Here is a 14,855-nt window from a genome sequence, read left to right on the forward strand (position 1 = left end):
CATCAAGACGGCTGGGGGGTCCACCCGTTGAAGGGAAAAACGATGACAACCAGCCTGCCCGCATTCCCCGCAGCGAACGAAGAACTGCTGGATACCTGTATCCGACTCCGGGAGATCGCGCCGGTGGTAGAGGTGGAGTTTCCGGGTGGCGTGCCCGCCTACCTGGCGCTGACCTACAACGCGGTGCGCGAGATTCTCGCCGGCGACAACAAGACGTTCGCCAGGGAGCCGAAGCACTGGCCGGCACTGTACGACGGTTCGATTCCGGAGGACTGGCCGCTGCGCGCGGTTGTTCAGGGCGATCACCTTTCCACCAAGGACGGCGATGATCATCGACGGCTTCGTGGCCTGATCAGCAAGGCGTTCACCCCGGGACGGGTGCAGGCACTGGAGCCGCGAATCCAAGAGATCATCGACCGATTGTTGGACAAGGTGATAGCCGCCGGCGATGGTGTCGACCTGGTGCCGGCCTTCACCGAGGCACTGCCGATGGCGGTGATCTGCGAGCTGTTCGGGGTGCCGGAGGCGGAGCGGGATCGGCTGCGTCGGTGGACTTCGGTTCTTTTGGCGCACACTACCGCTCCCGATGAGGCGTTTGCCACGCAGAAGGCGCTCATGGCGTACCTGTATGAACTGGCAGAACGCAAGCAGCGCGAGCCCGGCGACGACCTCACCTCGGGTCTGGTGCAGGCCCGCGACGAGGACGACAAACTCACGGCTGAAGAGTTGGTCGCCGTCCTGTGGATCATGCTGGTCGCCGGCCACGAGACGACCGTCCACTTGCTCGGATACGCGATCTTGGCGCTGGCGCAACACCCCGGTCAGCTCGAGCTGGCCAAGGCCGAAAACCGCTGGGCGGACGTGGTCGAAGAGACTGTGCGATACCGTCATTCAGTGATGATGACCAGTTGGCGATTCACGCTGACGGACGTCACCATCGCGGGTGTGACCATCCCGAAGGGAAACGCGGTCGGCGTGGTCTATCAGGCGTGCGGCATCGACCCGGCAGAGTACGGCGAAACCGCGGATCAGTTCGACATCACTCGACAGCACAAGGCCGGACACCTCGGGTTCGGCCACGGGCCGCGGTACTGCATCGGCGCCGGACTGGCCCGACTGGAGGGTCGGCTCGCGCTCGCCGCACTGTACCGGCGGCTGCCCGAACTAGAACTCGCGATCGACCCGAATACCATCCCGTACTCGCCGTCCTTCTTCACCATCGGCCCGCTGTCGGTGCCGGTCAATCTCGGCGGTGTGCAGGCATGACCCCACCCCGACGCCCCTACGCCAGGCATCTGTTCGAGATTCGGTGGGGTTGCGGCGAGGAGACGGCCGCCATTCCCCAGGCGGCCGCGCTCGGGGACGTCGGGCGCGCCGATCAGGTTCCCACGCGATGCGGGTCATCACGATACTTACGCCGACATGGCCCGTTTCCGCGCAGGAACCGATAGCGGCGTTCGTCGGCGGCGGTTCAGGCCATCGGCGAGGCCGGGCGAGGCCGTTGGTCGATGACGGCGTCTTTCGGATAGGACGCCGTCGGGACGAATTCGGCATCATCGTGTTCGACTGGGTTGCCGCGGTCATCGACGAAAGTCACCCGCAGCGGGTGCCGGCTCCCACGCGCGAGCCGGGCGACGCTGGGATTTTCGGAGTGCGGTACGTGCTCGTCGCCCCATTGCTGTAACGCACCGAGCACAATTTTCAGCTCTTGGCCGGCCGGAGTGAGCTGGTAGGCGAAACGGCCGCGCTGCCCGGGTTCATGGTAAGGGACCTTCTCCAGCACTCCGAACTCCACCAGGGTCGCGAGCCGCGCGCTCAGCACGTCCGACGCGATCCCCAGCGATGTTCGAAACTCGCCGAACTTGCTCACTCCGAGGAACACGTCTCGAAGGATCAGAAAGCTCCAGCGATCACTGAGCACCGCCAGGGTTCGAGTGATTGCACAAATATCCTCCGCGTCGCTCGCTCGGGTTTTCGATCCACGTGACATACCTCTCAGCGTACTCCTGGGTTGCCTTTTCCAAGCTAGATGGTCTAACTTGGAATCAACAATCCAGCACGAAGGGAACATCGATGGACTTCACGACCACTACCGCGCTGATCTCGGGCGCCAATCGCGGTTTGGGCAAGCACTTCGCCGCTCAGTTGCTCGAGCGCGGCGCCCGCGTCTACGCCGGCGCCCGTAATCCGGAGACCATCGACACCAGCACAGGCCTGATCGCCGTCGCGTTGGACATCACCGACCCCGACTCGATCGCCGCCGCCGCACAGGCCACCCCCGGGGTGAACCTGCTGATCAACAATGCCGGCATATCCACCGGGTCGGCACTGCTCACGGGTGAGTTCGGCGCCATCCGCGCCGACTTCGACACCAACTTCTACGGCACGTTGGCGATGATCCGAGCCTTCGCCGGGCCGATCGAGGACAACGGCGGGGGAGCGATCCTCAACGTACTTTCGGTTCTGTCGTGGTTCGCGCTGCCAGGCAGCGGCGCATATAGCGCCGCCAAGGCCGCGAGCTGGTCGATGACCAATGCCGTCCGTCAGGAACTGGCGCCCAAAGGTATCCGAGTCACCGGACTGCATGTGGGTTACATGGATACCGACATGGCCGACCACATCGACGGCCCCAAGTCCGACGCGGCCCACGTCGCCAAGACCGCCCTGGACGCGGTCGCTGCCGGCGAGTACGAAATTCTCGCCGACGACCTGTCTCACCAGGTCCGCGCCGGTCTGGCCGGCGGCGTCGCGGCGCTCTATCCCGAACTTCCCTAACCGAATCCACGCTGTCATGCATCGTGATGGTCTCGTTTGGTATTCACCTGTGCGGCGCTCCGTCGCACTCACAGATCACGGCCGCTCGGCCGTGTTGAGAACGTATTGAAGTCGTTGCGGGCTTTGGTGTGTCGTCGACCGGTTGATAGAGAGGTCTCCGGTAGTTGGGGTATCGACCAAGATTTACCCAACTGCCGGAGACCTCGCTGGCAATTCAGCGGCGACGACTCGAACGAACCTGACTGGCGAGCAGTAGGCGATGTCGGAGCCGTCGCCGCGACCGGGCGTGGTGTCAGAACTCGTGACCGAAGCCAACCGGTGGTGAGTCGACTTTGTCAACTATGCGTGGTAGCGCCGAACTCGAAGGCGGCCGGATCCAGCGGATTCACTCCTCACGCCCCGTGTCCCACACGGAGTCCGAGTCGAAGGAACCATGCTGCGAGGCAGCAGATTCGAGTTGAGCACAGCGGGACGTGTTTCCTCGAGCCACCTTGCTTGCCGTGAAACTTCGAGAGGCGCCGAAATGGAAGTTCATTGTGTTGCTGTGGATTTCGAGTCCCTCCCCGGCTTCGTCGGCCTGTGGCCCCGCTACCCCTAGGGCGGATTTATCGAGACCTCCCCAGCGGGATTAGGAGCGCGATCCTGTAGCCTGTCGCGGGCTCTCTCCAATCGGTCTACCTCACGCAATGTATCCTCAACCTGACGTGCCCGTATCGTCTGTTCCAGTGTCAATGGAGGCGCCGACCATCTATCAATCTCTATATCCGCTTCATCGTTTATGCGCCTGATTTCTTTCATCGCCTCCTGTACGACGAGAGTCAGTGCCGTTCCGGCTTCATTTACGTCAGCCATGAAGATTGCACTGTATTCCGGATCATATTTCCGTATGATTAGATTCTGTTTTTCGTATCTGCGGGACAGCACTCGACCGTCATCGGTGACGTGGAAGCCGAAGAGGTCGAGCCGAGGACCTTTGATCTCCTCCGTAACGTCTCGGATCTTCTGGACATTCTCACGTATCTGGTGAAAGTTTTGACGGAGGCCCAATGCGACACTCCGCAGATGATCCGATACGCTGATATGGAAATCGCCATCCAATTCGACTTGTCGGCGGAATGCGTCGCCGGTGAGGTTATTGAAATAATCTTCCGAGCTGCGCTTCAGTACATCCAGGTGAATAGCCTCATCCCGCAACCAAGCCGCAGCCGTTTCAATATCCATAATGAGCTGATCAACCGCATCGAATCGCCAAGCTAGAATTGTTGGCACTGTCAGGGTCACGAGCTCTCCAGCCTATCCATTGTGCACATTTTGCTGCAGACGATTAATTTCTCGCCTAGCGTCCTGGTCGACTTGTTCGAGCTGATCCGCATGCGCCTGCACTGTATCGCCGAGCTGGTTGATCAAGTCTGCGATGTCGGCAACGCATACGTCTAGAGCCGAGAGCGTCCGCCCGAGTCGCGCTACCATATTCGAGTCTTCCAGATCAGCTCGAAGTGCGTCCTGGCTCTTTTGCGCGATGGGCGCAAGTCGCGCCACCGCGGCACTGACGCCCCTCAGCTGTTTTGCCAGCCTTCGCAGATCACGCAGACTTACTTCCATCGGTTGCGCCCTCCACTGTTCCTACATCCCCTCGGCTTCTGCGCTCGCGGATCGACCAACACAGCCCATTTCTCACGCCGACCGGAATCCGATCCCGTGTCGCCCATTCGATCCTCCTTGCACCGTGCCACTGCAGAGAACACTTGCGATGTCGGCGCGGCTGTTTCCATGTAGGCCTGCAGATCCACCTACCGAACGAGTCGATAGGGATGTGTCCGCTGTGGCCCTACTCCGTGATGTCGGACTCGAGAAAGTCACGTTCGACTACTGGAAGCTTCTCCGCGCTTCGAATCGAGCGGCATGGGGGAAATGCCTACGATCTGCTCGAGCCGACTCGGCACATTGCCGACAAGATGCTCGAATCGCGGGTGGACTCCGAAGGATTCCGCGGTGAGGGCAGGCCCTGCCGAGCCTCGTCGACATCAATGGCCGACAGGCGTCTCCGGTGACAGCGACTTGCGTCACGTCGGGCTCGCGTAATCGCCCGCCGAGCCGGTACCCGTGATGGCGCTCCGTGCGTGCTGCGTGACGAGATGGTCGTCGCGCTGTGGATCCAGTTCCGCACCCAGATCGGTCCAGCCATTCAGGAAGGCAAGTCCGGCGCGGGTTTCGAGCCCAGAGGCGTGACTGGGTCCCCACCGTACCGGTGCGGCGTCCGCCGCGATCACTCCCGGTGCGCTTCGGCCATAGTAGCGGTGGTGCGCACCGATGAGCCCGGATTCTTCCTGAAGCGTGGCGGATCGGCTATTACGCCCGGAGTTGCTTATGCCAGCAACCCGACGGATAACTGGCCGTCTACTCGACGACGCCGGCTGCGTCAGTGAATATTTCGCAGTTCCGCAAATGTGTCATGGTCGAATCCCGGACCTCGGGACCTGATCCAGCTACTCTGAGCCAATGCGATCCCGGTTACGTCGGTACATCCTGGCCGCGCTCGCCGCCGCCGCGTCGACCCTGCTGCTCTGCGCACAAGCCCCGGCCGCCCCACCGATACGGCAGGTCGCCGGGCTGTCGCCCCTGGATCCGGGATTTCTTTGGGGTGTGGCGGCATCCGGATTCCAGTCCGAAGGCCATGCGCCCGACAGCAATTGGACGCGATACCGCGCCGCGAATCCCGGTTACGACGAACTTCACGATTCGGTCGACTTCTACGACCGCTATGCGTCGGACATCCACCTGGCCGCCGAGCTGGGCGTACGGGTCTTCCGGATCGGCATCGAATGGGCTCGGCTGCAGCCGAGCCCGGGAGCCTGGGATCCCGCCGCGTTCCGTTTCTACGACGCGGTTATCTCGAGCATCGAGCAGGCCGGCATGCGGCCGATGATCACCCTTGACCACTGGGTGTACCCCGGCTGGGCCGTCGACCGCGGCGGCTGGCGCAATCCGGGCATGGTAGACGACTGGCTGGTCAACATGCGCAAGGTGGTCGACCGCTACGCGTCCCACAATCCGCTGTGGGTCACCGTCAACGAGCCGGTCGCCTACATCGTGCACGAGGCCCGTGCGGGCGCCGCCGACTCGGCCGAGATGCTGGATCGGGTCGCCCAGGCCCACAACACCATCTACGACCACATCCATTGGATCCAGCCCGGCGCCCAGGTGACCAGCAACGTAGGCTATGTCGCCGGCTCGGAGAGTCAGGTCAACGGCCCGCTCCTCGATCGCATCGGGGACCGACTCGACTTTGTGGGCGTCGACTACTACTTCGCGTTCGACCCTGCGCAATCGTTGCTGTCCTCCATCGCGCGGGCCAGCGGATCGGCAATGCCGAATATGCCGGGAGCGCAGATCTGGGATCTACCGGTGCGTACCGAGGGCATTTATTATGCCCTGCAACATTATTCGCGTCGATTCCCGAACAAACCGCTCTACATCGTAGAGAACGGCATGCCCACCGAAAACGGTCGCCCCCGCGCCGACGGCTACACCCGTAGTGATCATCTCCGCGACACCGTCTACTGGATCCAACGCGCCGAAGCCGACGGCATCAACGTCATCGGCTACAACTACTGGAGCCTCACCGATAACTACGAATGGGGCAGCTACACACCACGATTCGGCCTATACACCGTAGACGTGCGCACAGACCCAACCTTGACGCGCCGCCCCACAGACGCGGTCGGCGCATACACACGAATCGTCGCCGAGAGTGGCGTCCCCGCTGACTATCGCCCCACCCGCGGCCCTGCCATCTGCTTCTTTGTCGATCCACCGGCCAGCTGCCTGACTCCGGTCGCCGGCCCGTAGCGCACCGCCCACCGCGCCGGCCGGCAGCAGCGACCATCTGTCCGACTGCCGGCCGGTCGCTGGTGCCCCCGATGCGAACAGGACTGGCCGACCGCCTCGGCGCTGCCCTGGTGGCGCGCGTCGCGAGGATTCGTCATCGCGGTCCCGTCGGCATGTCCCGCGAGTCGCCGTCGGCAGTGTGCGGGAGCTGAGCATTGTCGAAAGGTTCTCCGAGCGGGGGAGGGTCAGCGCGATTCGCGCGTGGCGGAGCCGACGAGGACGCTCAGCGCGGGTGAGCGCTGACCTTACCTTCGCACACCTCCGGCACCTTAAAAGTTGCTGGTAGTCGGCTGTGAGTGCCCGCTGTGGGTAGCCGGGGGCGTAGTCGGGATCAGGTGGTTGACGGCGTTCCGGAAGATGTATAGTTGGCGACAGCAACTAGTTGCAACAGCTAACGATTCTGGTGGAAAAGGTGAGGTCCGTGTCCGTTGCCGAGGATGCCGACGAGCTCGGCGTTCAGCTCGTTCGGTTCATGCGTGCGGTCAACCGGGCGAAACCGCACATGGCCAGGCACGGACCGGACAGTCTGGATCGACTGGCCTATGCCGCGCTGTTCTGCCTGGTCCACGACGGCCCACAGCGCACCGGTAAGCTCGCCGAGCTACTGCACGCTGAAATCTCCACCGTCAGTAGGGAGAGCAGATCGCTTGTGGCGCATGGCCTGGTCGAGCGCCGGGCCGACCCGATCGATGGCCGCGCCTGCGTCTTGGCGGCCACTTCGGAAGGGGAGCGGGTGTTCGAGGAGAACCGCAAACACCGCAACCGATGGTTGGCCGCGATTCTGGCCGACTGGCCTTCGCAAGACCGGGCCGCCATGACCGAGCTGCTCACCCGGCTCAACACAGGAATCGAGACAACTCCACCACAGCTAGCCGATCAGAAATAGGGCTCACACATGACGATTTCCACCACCCGGGCACCGTCGGCGGCACCGCCGGGTCCGGCCGCCGCCGAGGGCACGCAACTCTCGCATCGGCAAATCTTGACCATCCTGTCCGGGCTGTTGCTCGGCATGTTCCTCGCGGCGCTGGATCAGAACATTGTCAGTGTCGCGATCGTGAAGATCGCCAACAGCCTGCACGGCTTCGATGAACAGGCCTGGGCGACAACTGCCTACCTGATCACCGCGACAATCACCACGCCGCTGTACGGCAAGTTGGCCGATATCTATGGCCGAAAGCCGTTCTATCTCACCGCGATCGGCCTGTTCGTCATCGGCTCGGTGGCGTGCACCTTCGCCACGTCGATGTACCAGCTCGCAGGTTTTCGAGCCTTCCAGGGGCTCGGTGCCGGTGGATTGATGTCGCTGGCCTTCACCATCATCGGCGACATCGTTCCGGCCCGAGAGCGTGTGCGCTACCAGGGCTACTTCATGATGGTCTTCGGTACCGCGACCGTGCTCGGCCCGGTGCTCGGCGGCTTCTTCTCCGACTACGACATGCTTGGTGGCATCGAGGGCTGGCGCTGGGTGTTCCTGGTGAACGTCCCGGTCGGCGTGATTGCGATGCTGGTGGTCGCCAAGGTGCTGAACGTGCCGCACCAGCGCCAGAACCATCGGATCGACTGGCTCGGCGCACTGACGCTGACCATCTTCGTCGTGCCCCTGTTGATCGTCGCCGAACAAGGACGCAACTGGGGATGGGGCTCCGACCGAGCGCTGCTGTGTTACGGCATCGGCGCGCTCGGCTTCCTGCTGTTCGTCTTCGTCGAATACCTGATGAAAGACGCCGCGCTGATCCCGTTGCGGCTGTTCAAGAATTCGACCTTCAGCGTCACCATCGCGGGTGGATTCATCGTCGGTGTCGGCATGTTCGGCGCGATCACCATGGTTCCGACATATTTCCAGGTGGTGCGTGGCTACTCGCCGACGAACGCCGGATTGCTGATGCTGCCGCTGGTGCTCGGCATCATGATCGGTTCGCAATCGGCGGGCCGGATCACCAAGAAGACAGGTCGTTACAAGTTTCTGCCGGTGGCGGGCACATTTATCATCGCCGTCGGCACAGTGTTGTACGCACAGGTGCACTTCGACAGCCCGCTGTGGCAGCCCCTGGTGTACGGCGGAGTGATCGGCCTCGGGCTCGGTAGCTGCATGCAGACGTTGATCATCGCGGCACAAAACGCCGGACCACGGTCGGACATGGGCGTTTCCACCGCGTCGGCGACGTTCTTCCGCCAGATGGGCGGCACGCTCGGCGTCGCGGTGTTCCTCACGATCCTGTTCAACCTGTTGCCACACCGGATCACCGACGCGTTCGGCGGGCAGCTACCGCCCGGCTTCGACGCCGACCAGCTCAACAGCATGCAGAGCAACACCAGCGGCATCGCTGCCCTGCCCGAAGAGCTGAAGGTGCCGATCCTGACCGGCTTCACCAACTCCATGCACGGCGTGTTCTACTCCGCCGCAGGGGTGGCGCTGCTGGCCTGCGTGGTGCTGATGTTCATGAAAGAGATTCCGCTGCAGGATCAGCCGGCTCCCAACGCTGCCAAGCCGCCGCTCGCCCGGGAGGCCGAGCCGGCCGCGGCCGCGGAGTCGTCGTGGGATGAGGATCAGGTTTGGGAGGGTGCCGCACAGGTATTCTCCGAACCTGAACCGGTGCTTGCCGGGGTGGGCAAGCATGTGCGGGTCGAACATCAGGGCAACGGCGTCTACCGGGCGGAGCCGCGGGCAACCGCGACGGCGAGCACCGAGGTGACGACGGTGCTCTCCGGCGGCAGCTACGACGCTTCGTCGATCGGCGGACGCATCCATCGTGAAGACGGCAGTCCGGTGTCCGGCGCCGTTCTCACCCTGATCGACCAGCGGGGCCGCCAAGTTTCTCGGGCGACCGGGGATGCCGATGGAAGGTACCTGATCGGTGCGCCCGAGGCGGGCAACTATGTGCTGATCACCTCGGCACCCGGACATCAGCCGGAGGCCGTCACCGTGGCCGTCGGAGATCGACCGCAGCAATTCGACCTCCGTCTGATGGGCTCCGGAGAACTTTCCGGTGTGGTCAGGTCAGCCGGGAGCGGTGAACCGCTACCTGGTGCGACTGTGACGCTGACCGATATGCGCGGCGAAGTAGTGGGAGCGGCAAGCACAGCGGACGACGGCGCGTACGCGTGCCGGGGCGTGGTCACGGGCACTTACACCCTGGTCGCGGTCGCTGAGCACATGCGGCCGAGCGCGATCACCTTGACCATTCCCGACAGCGGTCTGCTGCGTCACGACATCGAACTGGCTCCGATGGCGGTGCTTTCCGGATCGGCGCGGGCCGACGGAAACCGCACAGTGCCCGACGTCCAGATCACAGTGCTGGACGCAGCGGGTGAGCTGACCGCGACCACCCGCACCGACGAGAGTGGGCACTACGTCGTGACAGACCTGCCGGCCGGCCGATATACGGTCGTTGCGCGCGGGTACCCACCGGTGACCAGTCAGGTCACGGTGTCCAGCGGCGAGATCGGCCACGATGTTCGACTCGGATACGAGTCCGACGATATGCAGGGTTACTGATGAGTGGTCTCACCGCGCGCATTCGCACCGTCGAGGGCTGGCCGGTGCCGAATGCGGTACTGACCGTGACGGATATGAGCGGACGTCAAGTCGCCCGCGCCGTGGCCGACGAGACCGGGGCAGTGGCCACCGAGCCGCTGCCCCCGGGCGTGCACACGGCGGTGGTCACCGCGGCCGGATATCAGCCGATGGCCCGGACCGCCCGGACCTCCGCCGCGGGTACGAGTCTGCTCGGCGACATCGCACTGGCACCAGAAGCGGGCGCGGTCACGCTTCCGCCACCGGGTCCGTGGACGATCGACCCGATGCACTCCACGGTGATCGCCACCGCACGTCACCTCGGCATCGCGAGTATCAAGGCTCGCTTCGCCGAGGTGAGCGGGCGGCTCGATATCGCCGAGCGTTTCGAACAGTCCACCGGTTACGCAGAGATCGGCGCTGCCAGCGTCGACACCGGAATCGAGTTGCGCGACAATCACCTTCGATCGTCGGACTTCCTGGATGTCGACGTCTATCCGGTGATCGCCTTCACCGGCCACGGGTTACGCCGTACGGGCTCAGACACCTTCGTGATGCCCGGCGAGCTCGTCCTGCACGGAAAACGCCGGCAGATCGACCTCACCCTCACCTACGGCGGCTACGGTGATGACCCATGGGGTGGCGTGCGCGCCGCCTTCCACGCCGAGACCGAGCTGCACCGCAACGATTTCGCCATCGACTACAACGCGATCGTGCGCGCCGGAGTCGCCGCCGTCGGCGCCACTGTCAAGCTCGACCTCGACATCGAAGTGGTTCGCGGCGAACAGCTCCCGGCCGGATAGCTCGCGGAAGCAGGTCGGTTTGCGCGGGGCGGGGTAGTGGCCCGGTGCCGGTGTCCCGCCGCGGAGGCCGACCACCCTCGCCGGGTCCCGGAAGTTCGTCCGGACTGCCGTGATCCGGCGGGCCGTTTTTCGGCAGAGACCGCCGCCATCGCCAAGATCGGCGCTGATCACTCGTTCTGCGTGTCTGCGCGTACAGGTTTGCAAGGTTCGGCGTGGGACATCGTGGTCGACAACCAGCGCGATCAGCCCATCAGCAGCACGTCGGGCGAACACCCGCCGATCATGGCATTATCGGGCGCCACAGACAATGTCGAGTCCAGGAAAGTGCTCAACCGATTGTGCCGCCGCCGCACGCTGGAGACCACGATCGCTACCTCGACAGAGAAGCGACACAGGGAGTATCCGTGACCGAGCAGCCGATCGCCTTGCTGCTACCCGGCCAAGGCAGCCAGCACACCGGCATGGCCCTCGACACCTATCGCGGCCAGCCGGAATTCGCGGCGATAGTTGATGAATTCCTTGCGCTGATGTCCGAAGAAGGGGTCGAGCCCAAGCGGCGCTGGCTCTCCAATGACCCGGAGACCGATCTCGACGACGGCCGGGTCGCGCAGCCCCTCATCTTCGCCATCGAATACGCCTTCGCCACCGTGCTGATCCGATCCGGGGCGAATGTCGTCGCCCTGCTCGGTCACAGTGTCGGTGAACTGGCTGCCGCGACAGTCGCCGGGGTTTTCGACATACGTTCAGCCGCACGAATCATGGGCGCCAGAGCACGCGCGCTGAGCCTCGCGCCGCCGGGCGGCATGTTCGCGGTCGCGGCAACTCCCGACGTCATCCGGCGACAGCTGAGTGCGGAATGGGTGCGGGCCGGGGTCACGATCGCCGCAGTGAACGGACCTAGACGCACCATAGTCGCGGGCCCGGACCCGGAGGTGCGCACGGCGGAATCGGTGTTGTGTGATCGAGGTTTCGCCACGATATCGGTGCCCGCCCGACAACCGTGGCACAGTCCGTGCATGACCGACGCGGCGAGGGTGTTCGAACGGTCCATCGCGGCCGAGCGACTGCGTGAGCCGACCATCCCGATCTGGTCGGGCCGGACCGGACTGCGGTTGCGCGCCGACGAGGCCATCGATCCTGGCTTTTGGGCAGCACAGATCATGTATCCGGTGCTGTTCTGGAACGCGCTGTCGGACCTGCTCGGCCATCGAAGTTCGACGCTGATCGAGACCGGCCCGGGAACGGGGCTGTCGGTCCAAGCCCGCACTCATCCCGCAGTTCTCGAAGGCCGAAGCACGATCGCTCCGATGATCCAAGTGACAGGTCAGACGGCTGGGCAAAGGCAGAACCTGGGTAGTTCCGGCATCGGGTGACGTGGCACCGTCGCCGGCACACTCCAACTACCGCCGACATCGCAATACCGAGTTATTCCCCTACGCGTGCTCACGGTCGGCCACTTTGTCGTCGGCGGGGCGATGCCGGTCGCCTGTTCGATCAAGCCGGTGCTGGTCGAGGTTCGCCACGTCGGCGACTTCGGGTCCGGGTGGGGCACAAAATCATCACCGACGTCGCCGTCATCGCCGCGGTGGCCGGTTACAGGGAGACGTTCGACTTCTCCGATATGTCCCCAGTACTACGGACAACGGGTCGGCCACTGTGCGGAGAAACCGTCTGTGGACTGCGGTCATCGCGGACCCGACTTCGAGCCCGACTTCGTCGACCTCACTCGGAAGCGCACCGCGTGGGACGGGTTCCGCACCTGATCGACCAGCGTTGCCGCCGCGGCACCGCGCCGCGGCACGGCGCGCTCTGCGTATTCCGGACGAACTCGAGTCCGACCGATTCGAGGAGCGGCGGAAAAAGTGATTGAACAGACCTCGCGCAGCGTTGGCGAACTCGCCCCCCCAAAAAAAGCCACTGGTACAACATTTAACGGACAAGGTTCATAAACATCTCAGATCACTTCGATTGCATTTTTTTGGCCAGAATGCAATTCGCCCAACAGAGCAATAACGCCGTGGCGCAGATCACCACTTCGAAGATTTAGGCGGACTGATTGCCAGATTGCGTTCCAGCCCTGCGCTTTCCGCCGTTCACGGTGGCTGCAAGGGCCTTTGGATGTCGATCGTAGGGCCAAAAGTCACTCATCTACCCTGGACGATCAATCACTGTCTTGACCTGCGCAAATGTCCTGAAAAATATCCTCGACCCACCTCCTGTGGTGCTCGGAATTCGGCAGCCGCCTCGCGGCTTGGACGAGAATTCGAGTACACGCAGACGAATCAGTCGGCTTACACTGAGGACGGTCGGGCTGGAGGTAAATGATGACTGTTGCGCGACCACAGCTCGATCCCGATCAAGGATCGAGCGAAAATGCCGATTCGGGCGAGTCGGCGACGCAGCCGGTACCACTGTCTGCGGGGCAATGGGGGCTATGGCTGGCTCAACAATTGAGTCCGGATGTGCCGATATCCGAGGCGCAGTATATCGAGTTACATGGGGAGCTGGACCTCGGTCTGCTGCGTGCGGCGACGATTCAAGCAGGCCATGAGTTCCAATCGGGGTACCTGCGGTTGGTGGCGGTTGATGGTGAGCCGCATCAGTTGTTCGATCCGTCGTTGGAGTCGGCGGGGCCGGTGATTGATGTGCGTGGTGAACGGGATCCTGTGGCGGCGGGTTTGCAGTGGATGCGGCGGGAGTACACCAGGCCGTTGGATATGGCGCGGGATCGGTTGGTCGGGTCGGCGATTGTGCGGGTCGGGGATCGACATTTCTTGTTGTACAGCAGGATTCATCATGTTGCGTTGGATGGTTATGCTGCGATGACGATTGTGAATCGGATCGCCGCGTTGTATACGGCTGCGGTGGAGGGGCGTGCGCCGGAGCCGAATTTGGCTGCGGATCTGCGTACGTTGTATGAGGCTGACCGCAGTTATCGGGAGTCGGCTCGGTTCGGGAGCGATCGGGCGTATTGGGTGGACCGTCTTGCCGGGGTGGGGGATGGGTCCAGTTTGGTCGCGGGGCGTGCGCCTGCGCGGGCGGACAGTGTTGTCGCGGCTGCTGAGTTGTCGCGGGCGACGGTGGGGCGGATCGATCGTTTCGCGAAGGTTTTGGAGGTGAATCCGGCTGCGGTGGTGATCGCCGCGTTCGGATGCTATCTGGCCCGGATGACCGGTCGCGATGATGTTGTGGTGAATATTCCGGTGTCGGGCCGTACTACCGCGGTGCTGCGGCGGTCCGGCGGGGTGTTCGTGAACGTCGCGCCGCTTCCGATCATGCTCGATGCGGGGGAGACGGTTGCGACGTCGACGCGGCGGGTGCAGTCGGATCTGGTGGGGGTGTTGCGGCATCAAAGGTTCGGTCTGGCTGATATTCGGGAGGCCGCGGGGTATAGCGGGCAGCGGCGTTTCGCGGGTCCGGTTGTGAATGTGATGTTTTTCCCGCAGCGAATCCGGTTCGGGTCGGTGACCGGGGAGTTCCATATACTCAGTTCGGGGCCGGTTGAGGATTTGCTGGTCGATTTGTATCAAACCGGGGATCCGCCGCGGACGATTCTGCACTTCATGGCGAATCCGAATCTCTACACCGGTGCTGAATTATCCGCGCATTACTCCCGGTTTGTGGAGTTCCTCGACGCGTTCGTCGCCGCTGCGCCGGGTACTGATCTGGGACTGGTCCATCCCGCCAGCGCCCGTGCGGGTGCGCGGATCCGGCGCCGGCGTGAGAACCTGGAGTTCTGGCGGGCCAGGCTCACGGACCTGCCTGTGGAGTTGCGTTTGCCGGTTGATCGGCCGCGGCCGGTGGTGATGTCGCAGCGGGGCGCCACTACCAGTCACTGCTTGCGGGCCGAATCGGTGCGGGCGTTGGAACGC

At 63.5% G+C, this 14,855-nt stretch carries 12 protein-coding genes; 8 read left to right on the plus strand and 4 right to left on the minus strand.

Going from position 1 to position 14,855, the window contains the following annotated elements; translation table 11 throughout:
• The first annotated feature begins 42 nt into the window (after window positions 1–42).
• The gene (locus tag AB0C34_RS30415) at window positions 43–1,266 is read left to right on the plus strand and encodes a cytochrome P450 (protein ID WP_357080542.1); all 1,224 of its coding nucleotides are present in this window, start codon (window positions 43–45) and stop codon (window positions 1,264–1,266) included.
• Window positions 1,267–1,471: 205 nt separating this feature from the next.
• Here the strand turns inward: AB0C34_RS30415 and AB0C34_RS30420 are convergent, their stop codons facing one another.
• The gene (locus tag AB0C34_RS30420) at window positions 1,472–1,990 is read right to left on the minus strand and encodes a helix-turn-helix domain-containing protein (protein WP_357080545.1); all 519 of its coding nucleotides are present in this window, start codon (window positions 1,988–1,990) and stop codon (window positions 1,472–1,474) included.
• A gap of 83 nt (window positions 1,991–2,073) precedes the next feature.
• Here AB0C34_RS30420 and AB0C34_RS30425 point away from each other — a divergent pair, with 83 nt between their 5' ends.
• The gene (locus AB0C34_RS30425) at window positions 2,074–2,775 is read left to right on the plus strand and encodes an SDR family oxidoreductase (RefSeq protein WP_357080548.1); all 702 of its coding nucleotides are present in this window, start codon (window positions 2,074–2,076) and stop codon (window positions 2,773–2,775) included.
• A gap of 594 nt (window positions 2,776–3,369) precedes the next feature.
• Here AB0C34_RS30425 and AB0C34_RS30430 read toward each other — a convergent pair.
• The 3 genes from AB0C34_RS30430 to AB0C34_RS30440 form a co-directional block, all read right to left on the minus strand.
• Window positions 3,370–4,056, minus strand: coding sequence for a hypothetical protein (locus AB0C34_RS30430; protein WP_357080551.1), 687 nt, complete (start codon window positions 4,054–4,056; stop codon window positions 3,370–3,372).
• Window positions 4,057–4,068: 12 nt separating this feature from the next.
• Window positions 4,069–4,377 (minus strand): hypothetical protein, encoded by a 309-nt coding sequence (locus tag AB0C34_RS30435; RefSeq protein WP_357080554.1) that lies wholly within the window; start codon window positions 4,375–4,377, stop codon window positions 4,069–4,071.
• Window positions 4,378–4,838: 461 nt separating this feature from the next.
• Window positions 4,839–5,045, minus strand: coding sequence for a hypothetical protein (locus AB0C34_RS30440; RefSeq protein ID WP_357080556.1), 207 nt, complete (start codon window positions 5,043–5,045; stop codon window positions 4,839–4,841).
• Between the two features lie 229 nt (window positions 5,046–5,274).
• Here AB0C34_RS30440 and AB0C34_RS30445 point away from each other — a divergent pair, with 229 nt between their 5' ends.
• From AB0C34_RS30445 to AB0C34_RS30470, 6 genes are all read left to right on the plus strand, one after another.
• The gene (locus AB0C34_RS30445; protein WP_357080559.1) at window positions 5,275–6,624 is read left to right on the plus strand and encodes a family 1 glycosylhydrolase; all 1,350 of its coding nucleotides are present in this window, start codon (window positions 5,275–5,277) and stop codon (window positions 6,622–6,624) included.
• 460 nt (window positions 6,625–7,084) lie between these two features.
• On the plus strand, window positions 7,085–7,549 hold the full coding sequence (locus AB0C34_RS30450) for a MarR family winged helix-turn-helix transcriptional regulator (RefSeq protein WP_357080563.1): 465 nt from the start codon (window positions 7,085–7,087) through the stop codon (window positions 7,547–7,549).
• Window positions 7,550–7,558: 9 nt separating this feature from the next.
• Window positions 7,559–10,162 (plus strand): MFS transporter, encoded by a 2,604-nt coding sequence (locus tag AB0C34_RS30455; protein ID WP_357080566.1) that lies wholly within the window; start codon window positions 7,559–7,561, stop codon window positions 10,160–10,162.
• Window positions 10,162–10,983, plus strand: coding sequence for a YceI family protein (locus tag AB0C34_RS30460; protein ID WP_357080569.1), 822 nt, complete (start codon window positions 10,162–10,164; stop codon window positions 10,981–10,983). Before AB0C34_RS30455 ends, AB0C34_RS30460 begins: the two co-directional genes overlap by 1 nt.
• Window positions 10,984–11,387: 404 nt before the next feature.
• Window positions 11,388–12,356 carry an acyltransferase domain-containing protein gene (locus AB0C34_RS30465; RefSeq protein ID WP_357080571.1) on the plus strand — a complete coding sequence of 323 codons (969 nt, stop codon included), beginning with the start codon at window positions 11,388–11,390 and terminating at the stop codon, window positions 12,354–12,356.
• A 951-nt stretch (window positions 12,357–13,307) separates the two neighbouring features.
• A partial coding sequence (locus AB0C34_RS30470) for a condensation domain-containing protein (RefSeq protein WP_357080574.1) occupies window positions 13,308–14,855 on the plus strand: 1,548 nt, incomplete at its 3' end.

This window comes from Nocardia sp. NPDC049220 (genome assembly GCF_040647855.1).
GTDB lineage: Bacteria > Actinomycetota > Actinomycetes > Mycobacteriales > Mycobacteriaceae > Nocardia.

Excerpts from the sequence above, each read along its gene's own strand:
- AB0C34_RS30415 (WP_357080542.1), top strand. The coding sequence starts at position 43 with ATGACAACCAGCCTGCCCGCATTCCCCGCAGCGAACGAAGAACTGCTG.
- AB0C34_RS30420 (WP_357080545.1), bottom strand. The coding sequence starts at position 1,990 with ATGTCACGTGGATCGAAAACCCGAGCGAGCGACGCGGAGGATATTTGT.
- AB0C34_RS30425 (WP_357080548.1), top strand. The coding sequence starts at position 2,074 with ATGGACTTCACGACCACTACCGCGCTGATCTCGGGCGCCAATCGCGGT.
- AB0C34_RS30435 (WP_357080554.1), bottom strand. The coding sequence starts at position 4,377 with ATGGAAGTAAGTCTGCGTGATCTGCGAAGGCTGGCAAAACAGCTGAGG.
- AB0C34_RS30445 (WP_357080559.1), top strand. The coding sequence starts at position 5,275 with ATGCGATCCCGGTTACGTCGGTACATCCTGGCCGCGCTCGCCGCCGCC.
- AB0C34_RS30455 (WP_357080566.1), top strand. The coding sequence starts at position 7,559 with ATGACGATTTCCACCACCCGGGCACCGTCGGCGGCACCGCCGGGTCCG.
- AB0C34_RS30460 (WP_357080569.1), top strand. The coding sequence starts at position 10,162 with ATGAGTGGTCTCACCGCGCGCATTCGCACCGTCGAGGGCTGGCCGGTG.